Source organism: Bacillus sp. 22446 (assembly GCF_052044955.1).
GTDB classification, from domain to species: Bacteria; Bacillota; Bacilli; order Bacillales; family Bacillaceae; genus Bacillus; species Bacillus altitudinis.
Window position 1 is genome coordinate 398,056 of sequence record NZ_JBQEOD010000001.1, and the last position, 22,478, is coordinate 420,533.

Annotated in this window: 23 protein-coding genes; 5 read left to right on the forward strand and 18 right to left on the reverse strand. The window is 41.1% G+C overall.

Features of this window, described 5'->3' with window-relative positions; translation table 11 throughout:
- Positions 1-92: 92 nt before the first annotated feature.
- A complete protein-coding gene (gene ispG / locus ACTJJD_RS02175; RefSeq protein WP_008342357.1) occupies positions 93-1,208 on the forward strand; it encodes a flavodoxin-dependent (E)-4-hydroxy-3-methylbut-2-enyl-diphosphate synthase in 1,116 nt (371 codons plus the stop codon).
- Positions 1,209-1,256: 48 nt separating this feature from the next.
- Here the strand turns inward: ispG and ACTJJD_RS02180 are convergent, their stop codons facing one another.
- Positions 1,257-1,619, reverse strand: coding sequence for a DUF308 domain-containing protein (locus ACTJJD_RS02180; RefSeq protein WP_008342359.1), 363 nt, complete (start codon positions 1,617-1,619; stop codon positions 1,257-1,259).
- Positions 1,620-1,758: 139 nt separating this feature from the next.
- On the opposite strand from ACTJJD_RS02180, the gene ACTJJD_RS02185 reads away from it, so the two are divergent.
- Positions 1,759-2,337 (forward strand): 5' nucleotidase, NT5C type, encoded by a 579-nt coding sequence (locus tag ACTJJD_RS02185; protein ID WP_366964946.1) that lies wholly within the window; start codon positions 1,759-1,761, stop codon positions 2,335-2,337.
- A gap of 24 nt (positions 2,338-2,361) precedes the next feature.
- Here ACTJJD_RS02185 and ACTJJD_RS02190 read toward each other — a convergent pair whose 3' ends face one another.
- From ACTJJD_RS02190 to ACTJJD_RS02210, 5 genes are all read right to left on the reverse strand, one after another.
- Positions 2,362-3,279: an ROK family protein gene (locus ACTJJD_RS02190; RefSeq protein WP_440608060.1), complete on the reverse strand. Its 918-nt coding sequence runs from the start codon at positions 3,277-3,279 to the stop codon at positions 2,362-2,364.
- Between the two features lie 141 nt (positions 3,280-3,420).
- Positions 3,421-3,849, reverse strand: coding sequence for a Fur family transcriptional regulator (locus ACTJJD_RS02195; RefSeq protein WP_003217433.1), 429 nt, complete (start codon positions 3,847-3,849; stop codon positions 3,421-3,423).
- Positions 3,827-4,687 carry a metal ABC transporter permease gene (locus ACTJJD_RS02200; RefSeq protein ID WP_440608061.1) on the reverse strand — a complete coding sequence of 287 codons (861 nt, stop codon included), beginning with the start codon at positions 4,685-4,687 and terminating at the stop codon, positions 3,827-3,829. The genes ACTJJD_RS02195 and ACTJJD_RS02200 overlap by 23 nt, the downstream gene beginning before the upstream one ends.
- Complete coding sequence (locus tag ACTJJD_RS02205; RefSeq protein WP_008342368.1) at positions 4,687-5,463, reverse strand: metal ABC transporter ATP-binding protein; 777 nt, start codon at positions 5,461-5,463, stop codon at positions 4,687-4,689. Before ACTJJD_RS02205 ends, ACTJJD_RS02200 begins: the two co-directional genes overlap by 1 nt.
- Positions 5,464-5,599: 136 nt before the next feature.
- Positions 5,600-6,481 carry a YitT family protein gene (locus ACTJJD_RS02210; RefSeq protein ID WP_007501276.1) on the reverse strand — a complete coding sequence of 294 codons (882 nt, stop codon included), beginning with the start codon at positions 6,479-6,481 and terminating at the stop codon, positions 5,600-5,602.
- Between the two features lie 140 nt (positions 6,482-6,621).
- Here ACTJJD_RS02210 and ACTJJD_RS02215 point away from each other — a divergent pair, with 140 nt between their 5' ends.
- Complete coding sequence (locus ACTJJD_RS02215) at positions 6,622-6,876, forward strand: DUF2624 domain-containing protein (protein WP_008342377.1); 255 nt, start codon at positions 6,622-6,624, stop codon at positions 6,874-6,876.
- A 49-nt stretch (positions 6,877-6,925) separates the two neighbouring features.
- Here ACTJJD_RS02215 and ACTJJD_RS02220 read toward each other — a convergent pair whose 3' ends face one another.
- Together ACTJJD_RS02220 and ACTJJD_RS02225 are read right to left on the reverse strand one after the other, a co-directional pair.
- The gene (locus tag ACTJJD_RS02220) at positions 6,926-7,819 is read right to left on the reverse strand and encodes a deoxyribonuclease IV (protein ID WP_017358005.1); all 894 of its coding nucleotides are present in this window, start codon (positions 7,817-7,819) and stop codon (positions 6,926-6,928) included.
- 9 nt (positions 7,820-7,828) lie between these two features.
- Positions 7,829-9,148: a DEAD/DEAH box helicase gene (locus ACTJJD_RS02225; RefSeq protein WP_024718822.1), complete on the reverse strand. Its 1,320-nt coding sequence runs from the start codon at positions 9,146-9,148 to the stop codon at positions 7,829-7,831.
- A 155-nt stretch (positions 9,149-9,303) separates the two neighbouring features.
- Here ACTJJD_RS02225 and vrrA point away from each other — a divergent pair, with 155 nt between their 5' ends.
- Positions 9,304-10,017 (forward strand): VrrA/YqfQ family protein, encoded by a 714-nt coding sequence (gene vrrA, locus ACTJJD_RS02230; RefSeq protein ID WP_144679327.1) that lies wholly within the window; start codon positions 9,304-9,306, stop codon positions 10,015-10,017.
- 156 nt (positions 10,018-10,173) lie between these two features.
- Entirely contained in the window at positions 10,174-11,118 is a 945-nt protein-coding gene (locus ACTJJD_RS02235; RefSeq protein ID WP_007501283.1) for a 4-hydroxy-3-methylbut-2-enyl diphosphate reductase, read from the forward strand.
- A gap of 36 nt (positions 11,119-11,154) precedes the next feature.
- On the opposite strand, the gene ACTJJD_RS02240 is transcribed toward ACTJJD_RS02235, so the two are convergent.
- The 10 genes from ACTJJD_RS02240 to glyQ form a co-directional block, all read right to left on the reverse strand.
- Entirely contained in the window at positions 11,155-12,276 is a 1,122-nt protein-coding gene (locus tag ACTJJD_RS02240; RefSeq protein WP_017358008.1) for a Nif3-like dinuclear metal center hexameric protein, read from the reverse strand.
- Positions 12,269-12,985, reverse strand: coding sequence for a tRNA (adenine(22)-N(1))-methyltransferase (locus ACTJJD_RS02245; protein WP_017358009.1), 717 nt, complete (start codon positions 12,983-12,985; stop codon positions 12,269-12,271). Before ACTJJD_RS02245 ends, ACTJJD_RS02240 begins: the two co-directional genes overlap by 8 nt.
- Positions 12,986-13,105: 120 nt before the next feature.
- Positions 13,106-13,465 (reverse strand): cytochrome c550, encoded by a 360-nt coding sequence (cccA, locus tag ACTJJD_RS02250; RefSeq protein WP_008342390.1) that lies wholly within the window; start codon positions 13,463-13,465, stop codon positions 13,106-13,108.
- Between the two features lie 301 nt (positions 13,466-13,766).
- Positions 13,767-14,888, reverse strand: coding sequence for an RNA polymerase sigma factor RpoD (gene rpoD / locus ACTJJD_RS02255; protein WP_008342392.1), 1,122 nt, complete (start codon positions 14,886-14,888; stop codon positions 13,767-13,769).
- Positions 14,889-15,091: 203 nt separating this feature from the next.
- A complete protein-coding gene (gene dnaG / locus ACTJJD_RS02260; RefSeq protein WP_008342393.1) occupies positions 15,092-16,921 on the reverse strand; it encodes a DNA primase in 1,830 nt (609 codons plus the stop codon).
- Between the two features lie 33 nt (positions 16,922-16,954).
- Positions 16,955-17,455, reverse strand: coding sequence for a YaiI/YqxD family protein (locus ACTJJD_RS02265; protein WP_008342395.1), 501 nt, complete (start codon positions 17,453-17,455; stop codon positions 16,955-16,957).
- Between the two features lie 261 nt (positions 17,456-17,716).
- Complete coding sequence (locus ACTJJD_RS02270) at positions 17,717-18,538, reverse strand: pyruvate, water dikinase regulatory protein (RefSeq protein ID WP_008342399.1); 822 nt, start codon at positions 18,536-18,538, stop codon at positions 17,717-17,719.
- Positions 18,539-18,563: 25 nt separating this feature from the next.
- The gene (locus ACTJJD_RS02275) at positions 18,564-19,202 is read right to left on the reverse strand and encodes a helix-turn-helix transcriptional regulator (protein WP_024423017.1); all 639 of its coding nucleotides are present in this window, start codon (positions 19,200-19,202) and stop codon (positions 18,564-18,566) included.
- Between the two features lie 166 nt (positions 19,203-19,368).
- The gene (glyS, locus tag ACTJJD_RS02280; protein ID WP_099496613.1) at positions 19,369-21,414 is read right to left on the reverse strand and encodes a glycine--tRNA ligase subunit beta; all 2,046 of its coding nucleotides are present in this window, start codon (positions 21,412-21,414) and stop codon (positions 19,369-19,371) included.
- On the reverse strand, positions 21,407-22,294 hold the full coding sequence (gene glyQ / locus ACTJJD_RS02285; RefSeq protein ID WP_003217487.1) for a glycine--tRNA ligase subunit alpha: 888 nt from the start codon (positions 22,292-22,294) through the stop codon (positions 21,407-21,409). The genes glyS and glyQ overlap by 8 nt, the downstream gene beginning before the upstream one ends.
- Positions 22,295-22,478 lie beyond the last annotated feature (184 nt).

Below are 22,478 nucleotides of genomic sequence, written 5' to 3' on the forward strand. Positions count from 1 at the left end.
GTCATTCATATAAAGAGACTGTTACAATATGAGATGTAAAACACGTCGTACACTGCAAACGAATTGCATGTACACTAAGGAGCGATTGACAAGTGAGTGAAGTCACACATCGTACAAAAACGCGTCCCGTCAAAGTGGGACCTTTAACTATAGGTGGAAACAATGAAGTCGTCATTCAAAGTATGGCGACAACCAAAACACATGATGTCGAAGCGACAGTAGCTGAAATTAAACGTTTAGAAGAAGCTGGCTGTCAAATCGTGCGTGTCGCATGCCCAGATGAGCGTGCAGCAAATGCGATTGCGGACATTAAAAAACAAATCAACATTCCCCTTGTTGTCGACATTCATTTTGACTACAAGCTTGCACTGAAAGCGATTGAAGCAGGTGCAGACAAAATTCGTATCAACCCAGGAAACATCGGAAGAAGAGAAAAAGTCGAAGCTGTTGTGAAAGCGGCAAAAGAAAAAGGCATTCCAATTCGTATTGGGGTAAACGCCGGTTCACTCGAGAAAAAGATTCTTGATAAATACGGCTATCCAACAGCAGATGGTATGGTTGAAAGTGCACTGCATCACATTAAAATTTTAGAAGACCTAGACTTTCATGACATCATTGTCAGTATGAAAGCATCTGATGTAAACCTTGCGATTGAGGCATACGAAAAAGCAGCAAAAGCCTTTGATTATCCTCTTCATCTTGGGATTACAGAATCAGGTACGTTATTTGCAGGTACGGTCAAAAGTGCTGCTGGTCTTGGCGCAATCTTGAATATGGGGATTGGTAACACACTCCGTATTTCATTAAGTGCTGACCCGGTCGAAGAGGTCAAAGTGGCACGTGAATTATTAAAATCATTTGGTCTTGCATCAAATGCAGCCACACTCATCTCTTGTCCAACTTGTGGACGAATTGAAATTGACCTCATTAGCATTGCAAATGAAGTCGAAGAATATATTTCTAAAATCAAAGCACCAATTAAAGTAGCTGTTCTCGGATGTGCTGTAAACGGTCCGGGTGAAGCGCGTGAAGCTGATATCGGCATCGCTGGTGCTAGAGGTGAAGGCCTCTTATTCCGCAAAGGTGAAATTGTTCGGAAAGTACCAGAAGAAACAATGGTCGAAGAACTGAAAAAAGAAATCGATAAAATCGCTGAAGAACATTATGCGAAAATGGAAGCTGAAAAAGCAAAACAAGCGAACGCATAACAAAGAACGCCTGACATCACTGTCAGGCGTTTTTCTGTTCCTGTCCTGTTAAAAGAACGGGGTGATAAAGATGCCGAGGATGACGGAAACGATTCCGATCCCGATTGACCACGCGCCAAGCGCATGTGCTCCTTTTCTTCTTGCAATATAACCAACGACGATTGCCGCTACCCCTAATAGCACCGGCAAGACAAATAATGAGATAATCGCAATCGCGAGTGCTGTATAGCCTATCCCTTTACTGCCTGAATCGTCACCTACATGGTCACGTTCTCTTCTGTCTTCACGATCTCTTGATGCTTGATATGGCTCTGCTATTTCAGCAGCTGTTTCCTCTAAATAGCCATCATCATTACTAAAGTGTGTGTCGATTTCACGATCATTTCTTCTGAAATCTTCGTCTCTTTCCATGATCAATTCCCCCTTTTGGTTAATAGAAAGGAGCTTTTTTAGTATGAGCAAAAATGTCTGTTTCATGTTTGCTAAAACTTGCTGGAATTGTGAATTGATTATGTTACACTTTAAGAGGATAAATATGAGGAGTGTGGGCATGTTACGTTTAGGAATTGATATCGATGGCACAGTCACGGCGCAGGACACCTTTGTCCCCTACTTAAATGAGTCGTTTCAATGTGACATCACACTAGATGATATGACGGAATATGATTTGACGAAGCTTTTAAAGATTTCAAATGAAGAATTTTGGGGCTGGATGAATGAGTACGAGCCTCTTATTTATAAACAGGCAAAGCCTGCCGAGGGTGCAAAAGAAATCCTCAATCAAATGAAACTTCATCATCAATTGATTTATATCACAGCCAGAAGGCAGCATCACTCAGACATCACCTACAAATGGTTTGAGGAGAACCATGTCCATTATGACGATATTGAGCTTGTTGGCGGACATCATAAGGTGGAAGCTGTTCAAAAACATAAGATCGATGTGTTTTTTGAAGATCACCATGGCAATGCCACAATGATTGCAAAAGAAGCTGACATTCCAGTGATTCTGTTTAACTCACCGTATAATCAAATGCCAATTGATGAACGGATCATTCGCGTGAATAACTGGCAAGAAGCATCCCAATGGATCAAACAGTATGAAAAGCGTCTGCAAACTGCTTACTAAAACAGATCAAAAGCCGATACGTTTTTAATGTATCGGCTTTTTGATTGTACGATGATGTCCTTCTTTTATTAAAAAATGATAAAGTGCACCCATCATACCTGCCTGATTGAAGTAATAGCACGTTTCCAGTGTCACCTGTATGTTTTTCCATGCATGCAAAGTATGTAAATGTTTCTCAATGTTTGGAATCAAATCGGGCCTTGCACTCACGCCCCCGCCAATGAGGATTTTCTCTGGATTGAGAACAGTTGACACATTGTAAATGCCAATTGCGATTCGTTTGTACCACTGATCGATCATCTTCTCAATGGCCGGATCATGCTTGGCTTTTTCAAAGATCTCTTGACCGTCGATTTGCTGACTTTGTGGAATTCCCTGCTGCTTTTTGTAGCTTCGTATCAATCCAGCTGTCGAAGCACTGCTGTTGAGTGTGGTAAACTGACCATTTTCTGTTTCTGTGAGCATCATGCCAAATTCACCGCCGCGAAAAGAGGCACCGCGCACAAGCTCGCCACCAGCAAAAATACCACCGCCGACACCAGTCCCAAGCGTCATACATATAAAGCTGTCACACTCTTTCGCATGACCACTAAATTTTTCGGCCAGAGCTGCACAGTTCGCATCATTTTCTACTTCTACACGAAGTGATGTTTTTTCTTCCAAAAGCGTTTTGACATTTTGACCATTTAAAGCAATAATCGCTCCTGCAAATTCCGTATAACCCGTTTGACTGTCAACAAACCCCGGAAGACTCATCGCAATCCCTTTGATATCCCAAGTCCTTTGATACTCTTTCACCACGTTCTCCATGTCCTCTAAAAACGGCTCAAGCTGCCGGCAGTTTGTTTCGTAGTCGCCGCTCATGATCAGCTCACCATTTCGATTCATGACCCCGTGCTTTGTTTTTGTCCCGCCTACATCGAATACGATATAATACGCCACTTTTGACCCCTCCCCCTATTTCTAAAGACTCAAATCTGCTTCTATAGATGATCTGTTGTTCTCATTTTAATGAAACAGCTATCCTTTGTAAAACGTTTTCAACATGACAAAACAAAAAGCCAGCCCATCGGCTGGCTTCTTTCATGAATGAACTTCTTTTGGTTCGCAAGAAGGACACGTTCCGTAAATTTCAAATTTATGTCCGCTAATGTGATAATCCTCTAGATCAGCATCAAGCTTGTCCATAGGGCAAGCGTCGATTTCCTTTGTTTTACCGCACGTCAAACAAATAAAGTGATGATGATGATGAGAAAACGAACATTTAAAACGGAACAGTTTCTCCCCTGATAATTCCGTTGTCTCTAATATCCCAAGATCTTCATATAAAGACAGGTTTCGATAAATCGTATCAAAACTAAGCCCTGGGTAATCTTCACTTAAAGCTGTTAATACATTTTTAGCGGTCAAGTATTTATCAGAATCAGAAAACAATTGAAGCATATCTTCACGTTTGCTTGTATATTTATAGCCTTTTTCCTTTAATAAATCAAGCGCTTCTTGTACGTTCATGATGATTCCCCCTTCTGAATTTCCCAATACTAATACACCCGATTAAAATCAAAATAGACAGCATCACAATGGTTCCACCCGGCGCTAAATCAAGATAATAACTTAAAATCAAGCCGACCATGACAGACAATTCCCCAAATAAGATGGAAAGGAAAATCGCCTGTTTAAACCCTTTGGCAATCCGAATACTTGCCGCAACTGGCAGTGTCATGAGTGCGGACACTAGGAGTGTACCGACAATACGCATCGATGCTGCGATGACAAGTGCAACAACTAAAATAAAAATAAAATGAATCCACTTCGCTGAAATACCAGAAGCCTTCGCATGTTCTTCATCAAAAGAAAGCAAAAACAATTCTTTATACAAGAGCACAACCACTAATACAACAACAAGTGAGATCCCAACAATAATCCAAAGATCGAGCTTTGAAACCGCACTGACACTTCCGAACAAATAACTGAACAAATCTGTATTAAAACCATTTGCAAGTGAAATGAAAATAACAGAGATCCCAATACCACCCGATAAAATAATGGGAATCGCCAGCTCCTGATAATGTTTATACACAGAGCGCAGACGTTCAATAAACAATGAGCCAGCCACAGAAAAAGCCATTCCTAAGTAAAGCGGGCTAACCCCTGTCAAAAGTCCAAATTTTTTATCAAGGAATAAACTTGCCGCTATCCCAGCAAGTGACACGTGACTAAGTGCATCTGCGATGAGAGAGAGCCTTCTCACGACAATAAATACACCAAGTAAGGGCGCAATAAAGCCGATCAGCATACCTGCGATAAACGCATTTTGTAAAAATTCATAATGAAAAAATGGAAATAGCATTATTCATGTCCCCCATGATGGTGATGATCGTGATGAATCACTTGAATGTCATGCCCGTAAAACTGAGAAAGCGCCTGATCATCCATCGAATCAAACGTTTCCGCATCTCCATGAAAATGAAGTGTCTGATTTAAACAAGCCACATGCGTGACTTTGTCAGAAACGGTTCCTACATCATGTGTAACGAGAATTAAAGACATTCCTTTTTCTTTGTTCAATGTTTCTAACAGCTGATAAAAGCCTTCTACTGTTCTTTGGTCTACACCCACAGTCGGCTCATCTAAAATAAGCAGCTTCGGCTGACTGACGAGTGCACGGGCAATAAATGTACGCTGCTGCTGCCCGCCTGAAAGCTCACCAATGTTTTGGTGTTTTAAGTCCTGTATGCCAACTGAGCGGATGGCCTCATCTACTTGAAGCTTATCCTGCTTACTCATGCGTTTGAATAAACCAATCTTCGCCGTTAAACCACTTGCCACGACCTCGTATACAGAAGCAGGAAAACCTGTATTAAAGCTATTCGCCTTTTGAGAAACAAATCCAATTTGATCCCAGTCTTTAAATTTTTGAGCAGGTGTGCCAAAGAGCTTCAATTCTCCCTGCTGGGGTTTAATCAAGCCAAGCAGGCATTTTAATAAGGTTGTTTTACCAGATCCATTCGGTCCAACAAGTGCTAGAAAGTTTCCTTCCTCTACCGTTAAATGAATGTGATCGATGACATTTCGCTGTCCATATGAATACGAAATGTCCTTCATTTCAATAATTGGCTTTGCCATAAATCTTTCCACCTTTAATCCAATATAAAAAGAATGATTACGATTTATACAACAAAAAGAAAATGGCAAAAGCCATTTTCTTTGTCCATACATACATTTCATTATATAAAAGAAAGATAAAAAAGTAAAATAAAAGCTAATGAATGGCTGTTTTGAATTTACCGCCTTTTGTTTCATGCGTATCCATAATCGTAATAAAGGCTTGACCATCAATTTCAAACACGATAGATTTCAGTTTCGTAATTTCAAGTCTTGTCACGACGGCGTAAATGACATCTTTTTCTTCATCAGTATAACCGCCTTTTCCTCTAAGTTTGGTGGTTCCCCTTCCGAGACGATGAAGGATCGCATCTGAAATTTCATCATAATAATCCGAAACGATAATGACAGCTTTTGTTTCATCTAGTCCTTGAATGACAGCATCAATTGTTTTCATTGCCAAATAATATGTCATGACAGAATACATAGCTTGCTCCGGTCCGAAGACAAAGCCCGCCCAAATAAAAATGAACACATTGACGATCATGACAAACTCACCGACGGAGAAAGGAATTTTTTTCGTCAGAAGAATTCCTAAGATTTCCGTTCCGTCCATTGAGCCTCCATTCCGTATCACAAGCCCAACGCCAAACCCGAGTAACAGCCCCCCAAATACAGTAGCTAAAATCGGCTGCGTCGTAAATGCTTCTACATGATGGAGTGAAGATTCAATCACGGCCAAGCTGACAATCCCAATCACAGTGGAAATCAAGAAGGTTTTCCCAATATGTTTGTATCCTGATATCATAAATGGAATATTTAAAATGACAACAATCGTCGCAAAATTAATGAATGGGTTATCCGTAAAAAGATAATCCAAAATAAGCGAAATACCGATGATGCCTCCATCAATAATATTGTTTGGCACTAAAAATAATTCAATGCTGACTGCCGCACATGCAGCTCCTACTAGAATCAGAAAAATTCTCAAAATAAAATGAGGCACTGATTCCTTTTTATGCTGTTTACTATTTGCCATACGTTCTCCCTTCTACACATGTTTAGTTTTCAATGAACATTTTATTCACTTTACTATTTTATCATTTCACAGAGTAAAATAAAATTTTTTGCACATTTTCCGTTTTCGCCCATACATTGATACAGAGGGGAGGAATGGAATTGATTTTAATTCAAAAAATTGTGTTGCAGCGTCTGAATCAGATCACAGCAAATGACTTGTTAAGGTATGCGAAACAGTATGGGGTCAGCTTAACATCCAATCAGGCTGCTGAGGTCGCCAAACTCATGAATGGGAAAAACGTCAATATTTTTAACGATGCAGAGCGCAACCGGCTGCTTAAGCAAGTGGAAGCGATTACGTCTAAACAAACTGCACAGACCGTCAACGATCTGTTTAATCAGTTCACAAATTAGGCAAAAAAGGGCCGCATTTAGCGGCACCTCATCACATTGCATGCACTTTTTATTGACCCGTAATCTTGTCTAGTAAACCTTCATCGAATTGCTTTTCTTTCAGCATCGCAATTTCGAATTTGTAAGGTGGTTTCTTGTTCTTTTTATCTTCACCTACATAAGGCGTTTCTAGAATCTTCGGCACATCTTGAAGCTGTGGATGATGAACGATATAGCTCAGGGCATCAAAACCAATTTCTCCAAAACCGATATTTTCATGTCGGTCTTTTCTTGCGCCTTGTACATTTTTACTATCATTAATATGAAGAACTTTGATTCGGTCGATCCCGACAATTCGATCAAATTCTTCTAAAACTCCATCAAAATCACTCACAATGGGATAACCTGCATCGTGCGTGTGACACGTATCAAAGCAAACAGAAAGTGCTTCGTTATGTGTCACACCGTCAATAATTTGGGCAAGCTCTTCAAAGCTTCTTCCGCACTCTGATCCTTTTCCTGCCATTGTTTCCAGCGCAATTTGAACCTCCTGCCCCTTCACAATGACTTCATTAAGACCTTCAATGATTTTTTGAATTCCAGCATCTGCACCTGCTCCGACATGCGCACCTGGATGAAGAACAATTTGTCTTGCACCTAGCGCTTCTGTACGCTCTATCTCAGAGCGAAGGAAGTCCACTCCAAGCTCAAATGTCGCTGGATTCACTGTGTTCCCAATATTGATAATATATGGTGCATGAACGACGATATCTGTCATACCATGCTCTTTCATATGCGCTTGTCCAGCTTCAATATTGAGATCTTCAATTTTTTTACGGCGCGTATTTTGCGGTGCACCTGTATAAATCATAAAAGTATTTGAACCATAAGAGGCAGCTTCCTCACTCGCCGCAAGTAGCATATGTTTTCCGCTCATGGATACATGTGATCCAATCTTCAACAATGTGTCCCCCTACTTTCCGTTACGCTTTGACTTTCTACGTTCTTGTCTTTTGATCTTATCCATCTCACGTGTCATTTTCTTTTTATATCCAGGTTTGACGGCTTTCGGTTTTCTGACAAGGCGTTTTGCTTTTTCTTCAATTTCATTTGGTGCTTTTTTACGTCTTTGACGCTTCAAACGATCATCTGCATCTCGCCATTCGCCATGAACAATCGTTTTGTTTTCAAACACAACACCCATTTTTTCAATTTGAACGAGTGCATCCTCATCAGCAAGATCATAAATGGTCATTGCAATGCCAGATGAACCAGCGCGAGCCGTTCTTCCCACACGGTGAACATAAAAATCAAGATCGGATGGGAGCTCATAGTTAATCACGTGGCTGACGCCCTTAATATCAATCCCGCGGGCAGCAAGATCAGATGCCACAATATATGTGAACTCCAAATCTTCAATTTGTTTCATCACTTTTTTACGTTCACGAGGCGTTAAACCACCATGAAGCACCCCAATTTTCATTCCTTTTTCCTGTAGGAATGAGGCAATTTCATCAACAGTTGATTTCGTATTGGCAAAGATGATCCCTAAATAAGGCTGTACATTCGTCACCATTTCATGAAGTAATTTTAATTTATCACGTTGTTTAGATGGAACTAAAATATGCTGAATGTTTTCAGCCGTAATGCGTTTCGGTTCAACATGTGCATATTTCGGATTATCCATATATTTTTTGAGGAAAGGTTTTAATTTTTCTGGAATAGTTGCTGAGAACACGAGCATTTGCAACTGTTCTGGCATTTGTGAACCAATACGATCCACATCTTCTAAAAAGCCCATATCCAGCATAAGGTCGGCTTCATCAATGACAAGAGATGTTGCTTTGTACACATTCAGCGCTTGCTCATGAATAAGATCAGCAATACGTCCAGGAGTGCCGACCACTAAGTGCGGCTGATTCTTTAGCTTTTGAATCGATTTCTGCTTGTCCGTTCCGCCAATGTAAAGCTTTGCCTTGATTTCTTCTTCTGGAGGCGTATTTTTTAAGATCGTTTGTGCTTCTTTAAAAATTTGATTCGCTAATTCTCGTGTTGGTGCAGTAATGACCACTTGTACTTGCTCTTTGCTTGGATCAATTGAATGAATAAGCGGCAATAAATACGCATGGGTTTTCCCTGTCCCTGTTTGAGACTGTCCAATCACGCTTTCACCTTTTAAAACAGCAGGTATGATTCTTTTTTGAATATCAGTCGGCTCATAAAAGCCCAGTTCATGAATAGCATCTATAATAAAAGACTTTAATTCATATGTCGTAAATTTCGTTTCTTTCATGTTTTCACTCCTTAAGGCAATGCCTTTTTGCTCATCTCCTCATTATAGCTGATTTTCTGCAAAAAAACCATGTCCGCTTTTCTCACAGGAAACCAAATGATACTTCCCTGCATAACCTATGAAGAGAAAGAGAATGCAGTAAGGGAGGTACAAGTATGTTAGGGCAAAGGCCTATGGGCGATTTTCAGCCGCATCGCCCCTCACGCCGGCACCTTGGAAATGGCGGACAGCCCGGAATTTTTCAACGGAGACAGCAGGCTCCGATCGAACAGCCTTTTCAAGGGCAAGGCAACCAATTTCAACAAATGATGCCTCGCTCTCCGTCTGTACAAGGCGGCGGTCTACGCGGGATGGGTGGCATTCCTGGAGGCGAAAGCCGTGCACTAGGCGGCGGAGCCGGAATTAAGGGCATGCTGGCAAAATTTCTTCCTGGAGCTGGAGGAGCAGGGATCTCTGGAGCTGGAGGTGGTGCGGGATTACAAGGAATCCAGAGCTTCGCAAACCCTGCGAACCTTTCAAGCATGTTAGGAAATGTTCAAAAAGTACTCGGAATGGCGCAGCAATTCACGCCTATGATTCAGCAATACGGTCCTTTAGTCAGAAATTTGCCTGCCATGATTAAACTCTATAGCCAGCTTGGCAGTGCGGATGACGATGAAACAAATACGAATGATGCAGACGAAGAACCAAAAGAAATCACTGCAGAAACAGACGTTCCGCACGAACCAGTTGATGATGAAATAGAAGAAGGAAAAGAAGAAGAACCAGAGGACATCCTTGTCAAAAAAGGGACTGTACACACATCAGCTGCTCCTGAAGCAAAACCGAAAAAAAGATCGGGTAGTTCCATTCCGAAACTATATGTCTAGTGATCTTTTAAAGGCGAAGTGTTTCCCATGTATAACAATCTTTGATATATGCGCTTACTTTGGCTATAATGAAGGAAGAGAATGATCAAAAGCCGTTTTTCACGGCTTTTTATATTGTTCTTCTCTAGCAGCACTTCCCTACAGGAGGACGAATAAATGAATGTAATTAAAATTTCGCCGCGTGGCTATTGCTATGGCGTTGTAGATGCAATGGTCATTGCTAAAAATGCCGCACTTGATAAAAACTTGCCACGCCCAATTTATATATTAGGTATGATTGTGCACAACAAACATGTCACAGACGCCTTCGAAGAAGATGGAATTTACACACTGGACGGACCAAACCGTCTGGATATTTTAAAACAGGTTGAAAGTGGCACAGTGATTTTCACCGCTCACGGCGTATCTCCTGAAGTCCGTCAAATTGCAGAAGAAAAAGGCCTTGTCGCCATTGATGCGACCTGTCCAGATGTCACGAAAACACATGAACTCATTTCAGAAAAAACAGCTGATGGATATGACATTATTTATATCGGAAAAAAGGGTCACCCTGAGCCAGAAGGAGCCGTCGGTGTTGCACCTGACAAAGTGCACCTTGTCGAAACAGAAGCTGATATTAAAGCGCTCGATTTAACGTCAGATAAACTGCTCATCACCAATCAGACGACAATGTCTCAGTGGGATGTTCATGATCTGATGGAGCTCATTAAAGAAAAATATCCTCACGTCGAGTACCATCAAGAGATCTGCCTTGCGACACAGGTACGTCAAGAAGCTGTGTCACAGCAAGCAGGCCAAGCCGATCTGACCATTGTGGTCGGCGATCCAAAAAGTAACAACTCAAATCGTCTGGCGCAAGTGTCAATGGAGATTGCAGGAACGCAGGCTTACCGAATTGGTGATCTCAGTGAGTTAAAGCTTGAATGGCTCCAAGGGGTAAAAACAGTTGCCGTTACTGCAGGTGCTTCCACACCAACACCTATTACAAAAGAAGTCATTCGTTTCTTAGAAAACTACGAACCTGATGATGAATCGACATGGAAAATTGAACGGACGGTTCCTCTTTCTAAGATATTACCTCGCGTGAAAACAAAGAAATAAAAAAACGTCAGAGCTGCTATGCTCTGACGTTTTTATTTACACAAATTGAAACGGATTTGTGTTTGATTCTGATACAAAGAATCGCACATCATATTTTTTATCTGTACATAGCGATTCTAGCTTTGTCTTTACGCCTTCTTTCATGATCTTTTCTGCGTAATGACCTGGGTCCACTACATTCAGTCCGAGCATCATGGCATCGTGAGCGACATGGAAATAAAGGTCGCCAGTCACGTACACATCTGCACCCATTCTTTTCGCTTGATGGATATATTTATTTCCGTCTCCTCCAAGCACAGCTACTTTTTTCACGACCGCTTCCTGATCTCCTACAAAACGCGCTCCATTCACATCTAACTTCGTTTTCACAAATTGAGTGAAGTCTTTAAGTGTCATAGGTTCTTTTAATTCTCCAATACGGCCAAGGCCTTTTTGAATAGGAGGAAGATCTGTCGTGTGTACACTGTAAGCCACTTCTTCATAAGGGTGTGCTTTGATCATTTCACGAATCACTTGTTTTTCAATACTTGCTGGGAAAATGGTTTCGATTCGTACTTCTTTCACAAATTCCAATTTACCCGTCTCACCAATAAATGGCACAGCTTCTTCTGATGGCAGAAAACTGCCTGTCCCTTCATTTGAAAAAGCGCAATGACTGTAGTTGCCAATATGGCCAGCTCCCGCATTTCCTAAAGCCGTCCTGATGGCCTCTTCAAATTCCACTGGGACATACAAGGCTAGCTGCTTAATTGGATCTTCGTATGTTGGAACTAGCACTTTTGTTTCCCCGAGCTCTAAAGCGTCTGCAAGCAAGTCATTGACTCCTCCATCAGCCACGTCCAGGTTTGTATGTGCTACATACACCGCAATATCATGTTTGATGCATTTCTCAATGATCCGTCCCGCCGGCTGATCTGTCGCCACATGTTTTAATGGACGGAAAATTGGCGGATGGTGGGCAATAATGAGATCCACCTTCCGCTCAATTGCCTCATCTACCACATTTTCTAATACATCTAAGGTGATCATGACATTGGTCACTTTTTTATTCAGCGTTCCAATCTGGAGCCCAATTTTATCACCTTCCACCGCATATGCCTTTGGTGAGAATTGCTCAAATAATTGGATGATTTCATGCCCGTTCACTGTTTTAGCCAACAGTCAAAACCTCCTTTAGCATTTTTATTTTCGCATTCAGCTCTTTGAGACGTTCTTTGTTCTCTTCCGTCGGCGCTGCTTGTTGAATCTGGCCTTCTATATGCTCCATGTGCTGAAGCTCATTCATCCATTTGCGCCGGAAGACATCATTTTGCTCTTTGGCGAGAAACGGACCAACGAGCATGCCTTTTTCAATCGACATGCCTTCATAGGCTTTATCTTTGTCGCCAGTTTCGGCAATGATGATTTCGTATATTTTGCCATCCTCTTCTAAAATCACTTCATCCATCAATTCATACCCCTCTTGATAGAGCCATAAACGAATATGGTGGGCATGAATATTAGGCTGAAGAATAAGCCTCTCCTGCCCTGTGAACTTGTGCTTACCTTCATTTAGAATGCTTGCAATAAGTGCTCCGCCCATCCCTGCAATCGTGACAGCATTTACCTCGCCTTTTTCAATCACTTCAAGGCCATTTCCTTTTCTGACTGAAATTTGCTCATCTAATTCAAGCCTATGTACTTGCTGCTTCGCAGATTGAAGTGGTCCATCAGTAATTTCACCAGCAATGGCTTTCAATGCTTTATGATGTAATATCGCATAACATGGCAAATAGGCATGATCTGAGCCGATATCAGCAAAGACCGCCTCTTTTGGTAAAAAGTCTGCGACTCTTTTTAATCGTTTTGACAAATTCATTTCATTCATCCATATCACTACTTTTCTTTAATGTTCATACTTGTCTATCTTATATAAATTATGGACTTTTTAAAAGTCGTTTTCAAATGAAAAAAGCTCTTCTGATGAAAAAGAGCTTTTTGCACTTTATTATTTAATTTTGGATACCCATTCTGACATTTCATCGAGCTTTTCATTCGGGATTAGCCCGCCCGGCATCCCATTTCCGCCTTCTTGAATTTTCTTCTTGATGTCTGCTACTTCAAGCTTGTCGCCAACACCTTTTAATGCAGGACCAGCGCCACCTTCGTAGTTTTCCCCATGACAGCTAATACAGTTCTGCTTATACAATTCTTCCGGCGTTGCATTTGCGGTCTCTTCTTGCTTTTGCTCTTTGCCCCCAGAGGCAATTTTGTCTTCATCTTTCAGCCCCTTCATTGATAAGAAAAAAGTGAGTCCAATACCTAAAATGGCAATCAATAAGAATGGTATAAGTGGATTCCGTTTCATTTCTTTCATCCTCCCCTTTGTGAAAAACCCCTTTGAGACTATGCAAACAATTCTAATTCTACTTTAATTTTACAAAAAGTAAACGAATTATGATACAAAACTTTGGTCAAGTTCACAGATTAGACAAAAATGATTCAAAATGAGAAAAGAAGCCTTCAGCACATTTAGATGTATTTTTTATACATCTTTTCTCTAAGAACGTTGCAAATTCATTTGTTATTCAGTAAAATATAATCAGATCAAAAAAGCGTTTTCATTTTGATGAAGAAAGAACGGATCTCTCTCAAGATCCGTCCGGTTTCTATTCTAAGAAGTCTTTTAATCGTTTACTTCTGCTTGGGTGTCTTAATTTACGAAGAGCTTTCGCTTCAATTTGGCGAATACGCTCTCTTGTTACGCCAAACACCTTTCCTACCTCTTCTAATGTGCGTGTTCTTCCGTCATCTAGTCCGAAACGCAGTCTCAGCACATTTTCTTCACGGTCCGTTAGCGTATCTAATACATCTTCAAGCTGCTCTTTTAAGAGCTCATAGGCAGCATGGTCTGATGGAGAAGTCGCCTCTTGGTCTTCGATAAAATCACCAAGATGCGAGTCATCTTCCTCACCAATAGGTGTTTCTAAAGATACTGGCTCTTGCGCAATTTTAAGAATTTCTCTTACTTTCTCTGGTGTTAAATCCATGTCTTCCGCAATTTCTTCTGGCGTTGGTTCTCTACCTAGATCTTGTAGAAGCTGTCTTTGAACACGGATTAATTTATTAATGGTTTCCACCATATGAACCGGGATCCGGATTGTTCTCGCCTGATCGGCAATCGCACGTGTGATCGCCTGTCTAATCCACCAAGTCGCATATGTTGAGAATTTGTATCCTTTGCGGTAATCAAACTTCTCAACCGCCTTCATGAGCCCCATGTTTCCTTCTTGAATCAAGTCAAGGAACAGCATACCACGACCAACATAACGTTTCGCAATGCTGACAACAAGACGAAGGTTCGCTTCCGCTAATCTTCTTTTTGATTCCTCATCGCCTTCTTCAATCTTTTGAGCATACGTAATCTCTTCTTTCGCAGATAGCAAATTGACGCGCCCGATCTCTTTTAAGTACATACGAACAGGATCATTAATTTTGACACCTGGTGGTACGCTTAAATCATTCAGGTCAAATTCCTCTTCTGCCTTAGCCAGCTGCTGAACATTTGGGTCTTCAGTCTCTTCATTTTCACTGATGAGTTCTACACCCTGTTCGCCTAAGTATTCATAGTATTCATCCATCTGGTCTGATTCAATTTCAAAGCTAGACATACGCTCTGCAATTTCTTCGTATGTTAAAACGCCCCGTTTTTTACCCGTTTCAGTGAGCTTATCTCTCACCTGTTCAAAGGTTAATTCAGTTTCAGTTTCGTGGGCTTGTTTATCAGCCATTATGGATCCCTCCTTCCAAAGCTTGCAACGAATTCTAAAGTAACTTGCGATTTGCTTCTGCTCTGCCTTTCTCTCTCTATCAAACAGAATGAGCAAATAGGAATAAAATAAATAATGATGAAGGCAAGATGCTTGCGGTCTTATGCTCCTCCCATTAAAGGATTCATTGCCAGCCGTAAGTCTTGTCATAAATAGTAGACGTATTACTTCAGCGAACGGTTCAACTGAATAATTTCTTTTGCAAGTGTTGCCGCTTTGAAGAAATCTTTTTGCCTCTCCGCCTCTGCACGTTCTAGTTCTTTTTCCTTTATCATTGACAAATTCCGATGATTCAACACTTTTTTTACATAATCACTTAATTCAGCTTCACTTAGTTCGTCTCCAACTTGAATCATGAATATATCCGTCAGGAGCTGATTGATCACATCATCTTCTATACGGTTCATCAGATGCTGCGGGGTCGGCTCCTTGCCTTCTTCATACAATGCATAAATGTATGTTGCCAGCGCTCTGTGCGAATCTATATTAAATTCAAACCCTATCCTATCAAGCACTTTTCGGATCACGTCATCATTTTTCAACATATGTGCAAGGAGCATTCGCTCTGCGTTTTCATATGCCGGCCTTAGACGTTTTCGTCTTACCTGTGTTGACAGATGTGCACGCCGCTTTTCAAGTCCATTTTCTTCTTGCGAGCTCTTGGCCTCTTGTCTCTGCTGCTTTTCAAAAAGCTCCAATTGCTCCTTTAATGAGTCAAGTGAAATGGAGAACTCCCCAGCCAGCTGCTTCATGTAAATCTCTTGTTCCAAGGAACCGTTTAATCGGCTAATTTCTCGGAGAACCTGCTTCATGTAAGTCAGGCGGTCTCCTTCGTCAGACAAATTCTTTCCTCTTCGGAAAAAGTTCATCTTAAATGTCATTAATGTCACACTTGCATCTATGATGTCATTCCTAAATTTCTCGCCGCCATATTTACGAATGTAATCATCTGGATCAAGTCCATCTGGTATCATGGCAACGCGAACTTTACATCCTCTTTTTCCAAGCAAATCTGATGCTTTCATGGTCGCTTCATACCCGGCCGTGTCAGAGTCATAACATAAAATGATCTCTTCTACGTTCCGCCTAAGAAGCTTTACGTGCTCTTCTGTTAAAGACGTACCCATTGTTGCAACACTTTCGCCAACACCACTTGTGACAGCCGAGATGACGTCAGCAAATCCTTCGAAAAGGACTGCACGTTCGCGTTTTCTAATATGCATACGCGCGTCATGAAAGTGATAAAGCAGCTTACTTTTATGAAAAAGTGGCGTTTCAGGACTATTCATATACTTTGGCTGCTGATCACCAAGTGATCTTCCAGAAAAAGCGACGACCGTCCCGTGATGATCATGAATTGGAAACATGACACGATCTCTAAAGCGGTCAAAAAAACCTGTGCCGTTTTCTCGTTGAATCAAAAGACCAGCCTTCTCCATCATCGCAGGATCAAACCCTCGTTTTTCTAAAAACTTGGTCACGAAATCCCACGAGTCGAGAGCATACCCGATCTCAAACTTGGCAATTGTTTCATCCGTAAAGCCCCTGGACCTTAAATAATCGAGTGCGTTTTGACCTTCCTTTGTATTTACCAGCAAATGGTGGTAAAATTTCTTAAGAAGCTCATGCGCCTCAATCATTTTATGATCTGCTGTATCCTCTTGCTGTGAGGAACTGATCTGCGCATTCGCTACATGATCCGGCAAATCAATATGGTACTTATCAGCAACATGTGAAACGGCTTCAATAAATGAGTAGCCTTCCATTTGTCTGAGGAACGAAAATACATTGCCTCCTGCACCACAGCCAAAACAATGGAAGATTTGCTTATCTGCTGAAACAGAGAATGAAGGAGTATTTTCACCATGGAATGGACAAAGACCGAAGTAATTCCGACCTTGTTTTCTAAGCTGTACGTATTCTCCAATCACTTCGACAATGTCTGCGTTTTTTTGGATTTGCTCCAAAAGTTCATCTGGTATACGTTTGCTCATCCTAATAACACTCCGTCGTACATTATTCGCCTTTTAATTCAAAAATCCTTCATGATTCGACAGGATTTTTTGTAGTTGGGCAATAAATCGCTTTTTATCCTCTTCTAAAAGCTTTTTGGGACCTTTTCCGTATACACCTTTTCTTCGCTGTTTACTGGAAACATGCCTGCGTTCCAAATCAAAATCAATTGTTTCGTTTGTGTACATTCGTCCTCTTTCAGACAGAACAATGACTTGTCTTGGAAGCAGTAAGGAGGCCAGACCAATATCCTGGGTGACAACAATATCGTGCTTGACAGCTAAGTTCGCAATGACTAAATCTGCTGCTTCCTTATGTGTATCAACAAACCGCCAATCTTCAAGTGGTGATCGTTTGGTTTGAAAATGCTCATATGAAGCAATGAAAGTCACAGGTACTTGAAATTGAGATGCGACAGAAAGGATTTCGTCTTTTACAGGACAAGCATCTGCATCGACATAAATCGTCCTTTCTTTTTTACGTTCATTCAGGTGACTAATTCTCCATCCCTCCACCTTATTCCTGCTTTAGAGAAGCAAAAAGACCATACTTTTCCCCCATAAAGCAATCAACAGTAAAACTCATTTTGTCGAAAAGTTATGTTCAGAATCACTTGACTTCTGCCAATATTAGTTTATTCGTTCTTGACTTAACTTAAACCTAAAATCAATCATTTTATCACAATTTTTTATTATAATACAAATGCAGCAAATATGCTATTGTTTTTGTTTACCCGTTTTCCACCATAGGAAAAACCCAGGAGGAGCATCCTGAGTTTATTCGGAACCTCTTTTGGTCAGCATTTGATGAATGACATTTGCTGTCTCCTCAACTGCTTTATTCGATACATCAACAACTTGACAGTTAATGCGGTCAACCACTTTTTCAAAATATTCTAGTTCCTCTTTAATCCGCTCAATATTCGCATAAATGGCACGGTCATTTAAACCGAGTGATTTTAAACGTTCTTTACGGATATGATTTAGTTTATCTGGACTAATTTTCAGGCCGATGCATTTTTTTGGATCAACTGAGAATAACTCCTCTGGCGGATCAACTTCAGGAACAATCGGAACGTTTGCTACCTTCAAGCGTTTATGTGCTAAGTATTGAGAAAGTGGTGTCTTAGACGTACGCGATACACCAATCAGCACAATATCAGCCTTTAGAATACCTCTTGGGTCCCGGCCATCATCATATTTCACAGCGAACTCAATGGCTTCTACCTTTTTAAAATAGTCCTCATCTAATTGACGTACACGACCTGGCTCATGTTTCGCTTCATTTCCATATGCCGTCTCCATTTTATCAATAAGTGGACCGATAATGTCATAGTACACGACGCCATTCGCTTCTGCTTCTTCTATTAAGAATTGGCGCATTTCTGGCACAACAAGAGTAAAGCAAACGATCCCATTATCTGCTTTCGCCAATGAAATCACTTCTTTAATCGTACCGACATCCTCTACATATGGGATTCTTCTAATATTTGAATGGTCGGATGAGCCGCCATCAAATTGGCTAAGTGCCGCTTTGACCACGAGCTCTGCCGTTTCTCCTACTGAATCTGATACAACAAAAATTACGCGATTACTCATAACATCCCCTCGCAGTCTTCTGTAATTAGATAATTTCGTTCTCTGATAAGCTAACAAGTATTTTCGTCATGTTTGTTTTCGTAATTCTGCCGACCACTTCAAAGCCTTTATCCGTATCTTTTATAACAGGAAGTGCATCTATTTGCTTTTCAATCAAGTGCTTGGCCACATCCATAATAAAATCTTCTTTGCGGCAAACGGTAATGTTCGGCATTCTTGTCATAATAATATGGACAGGTATAGATGGAAGCTCTTGTTTCCCAATACTTGCTCGAAGGAGGTCTTTTCTTGATAACACGCCTGTTAAAATAGAGTGATCGTCCACAACGAATAATGTGCCCACATCCTCTAAAAACATCGTACAAATCGCATCATAAACCGAAACATTCTCGTGTATCACGACCGGAATGGACTGAAAATCTTTCACTTGAAGTTTTTTCAGCTTATCTGCCAGAAGCTGCGTGCCTGTTTTGCCTGTAAAAAAGTAGCCGACCCTTGGTCTTGCTTCTAAAAAGCCAGACATCGTTAAAATGGCTAAATCCGGTCTGAGGGTAGCCCTTGTTAAGTTCAGCCGATCGGCGATATGCTCTCCAGTGATCGGACCATTCTCTTTGACAATCTGTAAAATCTGCTCTTGCCGTTTATTTAACTCGATTGTACTCACCACCTTTAAATAGAGAGAGCGAATCCTTACTTTATGTATATCAATTTCATAACTCATCATATTATAGCGCATCTTTGTCCGAATGAAACAAAAATCCACTCAAAAACCGTGAATTAAATGAGTAAAAAACGATTGCCCTTCGAAAAAGGCAACCGTTCTTAGGTATTTATTTTACAATTAAATTGTTCATATTCGCAAATGATTGAATGACTTTTGCAAGTTTGACCATTTGTGCCAAACGATTTTGTTTCAGTTTTTCATCATCGGCATGAACCATGGTATGGTCGAAATAATGAACAATTGGTGCCTTTAACGTATCTAACGCTTCAAGTGCTGAATGGTACTGTCCACTTGCCATATGCTCGTTGACGGCTTTTTCCGCTTGCTGATACGCTTCAAATAGCTTTTGTTCGTGTTCATTTTCAAACAGTTCAGGCTGAATCTGTGCGTCTTCCCCTTTTTTACTGATTGAAATGACGCGGCCTAGTGCCTCAGCCGTTTCTTTGAAACTCTCCTGTTTCACGCTCTCTTCAAGAACAGCCGCTTTTTTCACAACCGCATATGGTTCAATATTTTCAACATCAAGGACTGCTTCCACTACGTCATGACGGATATGTTCTGCTTGGAGAACATATTTCAAACGGTGTGTTAAAAATTCAATGAGAGCCGCTTCATGTTTTGCATCTACTTGAGCTAGTGCTAAAAGCTCTTTAAATGAAAGATTCCATTGGCGGTCGAGCAGGATTTGAACGATACCGCTCGCTTGTCTTCTTAATCCATAAGGATCTTGAGAGCCCGTTGGAATGACATCAATTGAGAAGAATGAACAAATAGAATCTAACTTATCCGCCACTGCAACAATCGCCCCAATAAGTGTTGACGGCGCATCGTCACCAGCAAAACGCGGCATATAGTGCTCGTTGATACTTTTTGCCACTTCTTCATGCTCGCCAAGTGCTCTAGCATATTTTTCACCCATGATTCCTTGCAGTTCTGGGAATTCATAGACCATCTGAGTCACAAGGTCAAATTTAGAAATACTGGCTGCTCTTGCAGCGCGTTTAGACGTTTCTTCATCTGCACCCACATGACTAGCAAGGCGAACGGCAATGTCTGTTACTCTTTTCAGCTTGTCGCCAATCGTGCCAAGTTTCTCATGGAATACGACTTTATCAAGCTTTTGAATGTTGTCTTCAATGACGAGTTTTTCGTCTTCTTTATAGAAAAATGCCGCATCTGATAAACGTGCACGAAGGACCTTTTCGTTCCCTCTTGCCACATTTTCAAGTGCCTCACTGTTTCCATTTCTGACCGTAATAAAGTGCGGCAGTAATTCCCCTTGTTCATTTTTCACAGGGAAATAACGCTGATGCTCTTTCATTGTCGTAACAAGCACTTCTTCCGGTAGCGCAAGAAATTCTTCTTCAAAAGAACCAAATAGAACGGTTGGATATTCAACGAGATCGTTCACTTCTTCTAGAAGCTCGGGATCAACTGGAATGACCCAGCCTTTTTCGGAAGAAAGGGCATGTAATTGCTCAGTAATTAATTGTTTTCTTTTATCTGAATCTACAATGACAAATTGATCTCTTAATGTTTGCTCATAAGAAGCTGGTGTGTCAATGCTGGCTGTTGTCCCTAGGAAACGATGTCCTCTAGTCTCCCGTCCGCTTTTCACTCCTGCAATTTCGACAGGAATGATCTCTTGACCAAATAAACAAACAATCCATTTAATTGGACGGATATAGCGTAAATCCTCGCTTCCCCATCTCATGTTCTTTGGAAAACTCAATGAAGCGGCAATGTCCCCCAATGCTGGAAGAAGGTCTTTGACTTGCTTACCTTCTTGAAACTTTTGGACATGGACATAATCCACACCTTTGATGTCTTTGAAATACAGATCATCAGTTGAAGCGCCTTGTCCGCGGGCAAAACCTTCGGCAGCTTTTGTCCAATTGCCTTCAGCATCTTGAGCAATCTTTTTAGCCGGTCCTTTTGCTTCTTCTTTGATGTCCTCTTGTTTTTCTGCAACACCTTTGACGAGTACAGCTAGACGTCTTGGTGAATTAAATAAAGCAACGTCTTCGAATGAAATATTTTGCGCTACGAACCAAGCTTTTACTTTGTCACCTAGCTGCTTTGTGCTTTCTGGCATGAAACGAGCCGGCATCTCTTCTAAGCCGATTTCAAGTAATACATCTTGTTTATTCATGAGAAGCCGCCTCCTCTTTTAGCATAGGGAATCCTAGTTTTTCTCGTTCTTCGTAATATGTTTTGGCTACTTTTCTCGCTAACTGACGTACTCTTCCGATATAACCTGTTCGCTCAGTCACAGAAATCGCGCCTTTGGCATCAAGCAGGTTAAAGGTGTGAGAACATTTGAGTACATAATCATATGCCGGGTGAACAAGCCCTTTGTCCATTTGACTATGTGCTTCTTTTTCATACGTTGTAAATAAATCGAACAGCATATCCGTATTAGATGTTTCAAACGTATACACAGAATGCTCGTATTCAGCCATTAAGAATAAATCTCTTACAGTAAAGCCATCTGTCCATTCAAGGTCAAACACATTTTCTTTGTCCTGAATGTACGAAGCAAGACGCTCAATTCCGTATGTGATTTCAACAGAAACTGGCTTACATTCTAAACCGCCGACTTGCTGGAAATACGTAAATTGCGTAATTTCCATTCCATCTAGCCAAACTTCCCAACCAAGTCCTGCGCAGCCAAGAGATGGGTTTTCCCAGTTGTCTTCAACAAAACGAATATCATGTTTCAGCGGGTCAATTCCAAGCGCCTTCAATGATTCTAGATACAGTTCTTGAATATTGTCAGGTGATGGCTTAATGATCACTTGAAATTGATGATGTTGATACAATCTGTTTGGGTTTTCTCCATATCTGCCGTCAGCCGGGCGTCTTGAAGGTTCTACATAGGCTACCTTCCATGGCTCTGGCCCAATGCTTCTGAGGAACGTGTATGGACTCATCGTTCCGGCACCTTTTTCTGTGTCATATGCCTGCATTAATACGCAGCCTTCATTTGACCAATGCTTTTGCAGTGTCAAAATCATGTCTTGAATATTCAATGATCGCACCTCCATCTTTTTTACACCATCCGCTATGTATGGCGGTGGGGCCTAGAACCTTTTTGCAAAACACAAAAACTCCCGTCTCTATGCTCACAAGGTTCCTTGCAAACATAGGGACGAGAGTTTTTCCCGCGGTTCCACCCTATTTGCTGGTGTCGTAGCACCCAGCCGCTTTGTTTTA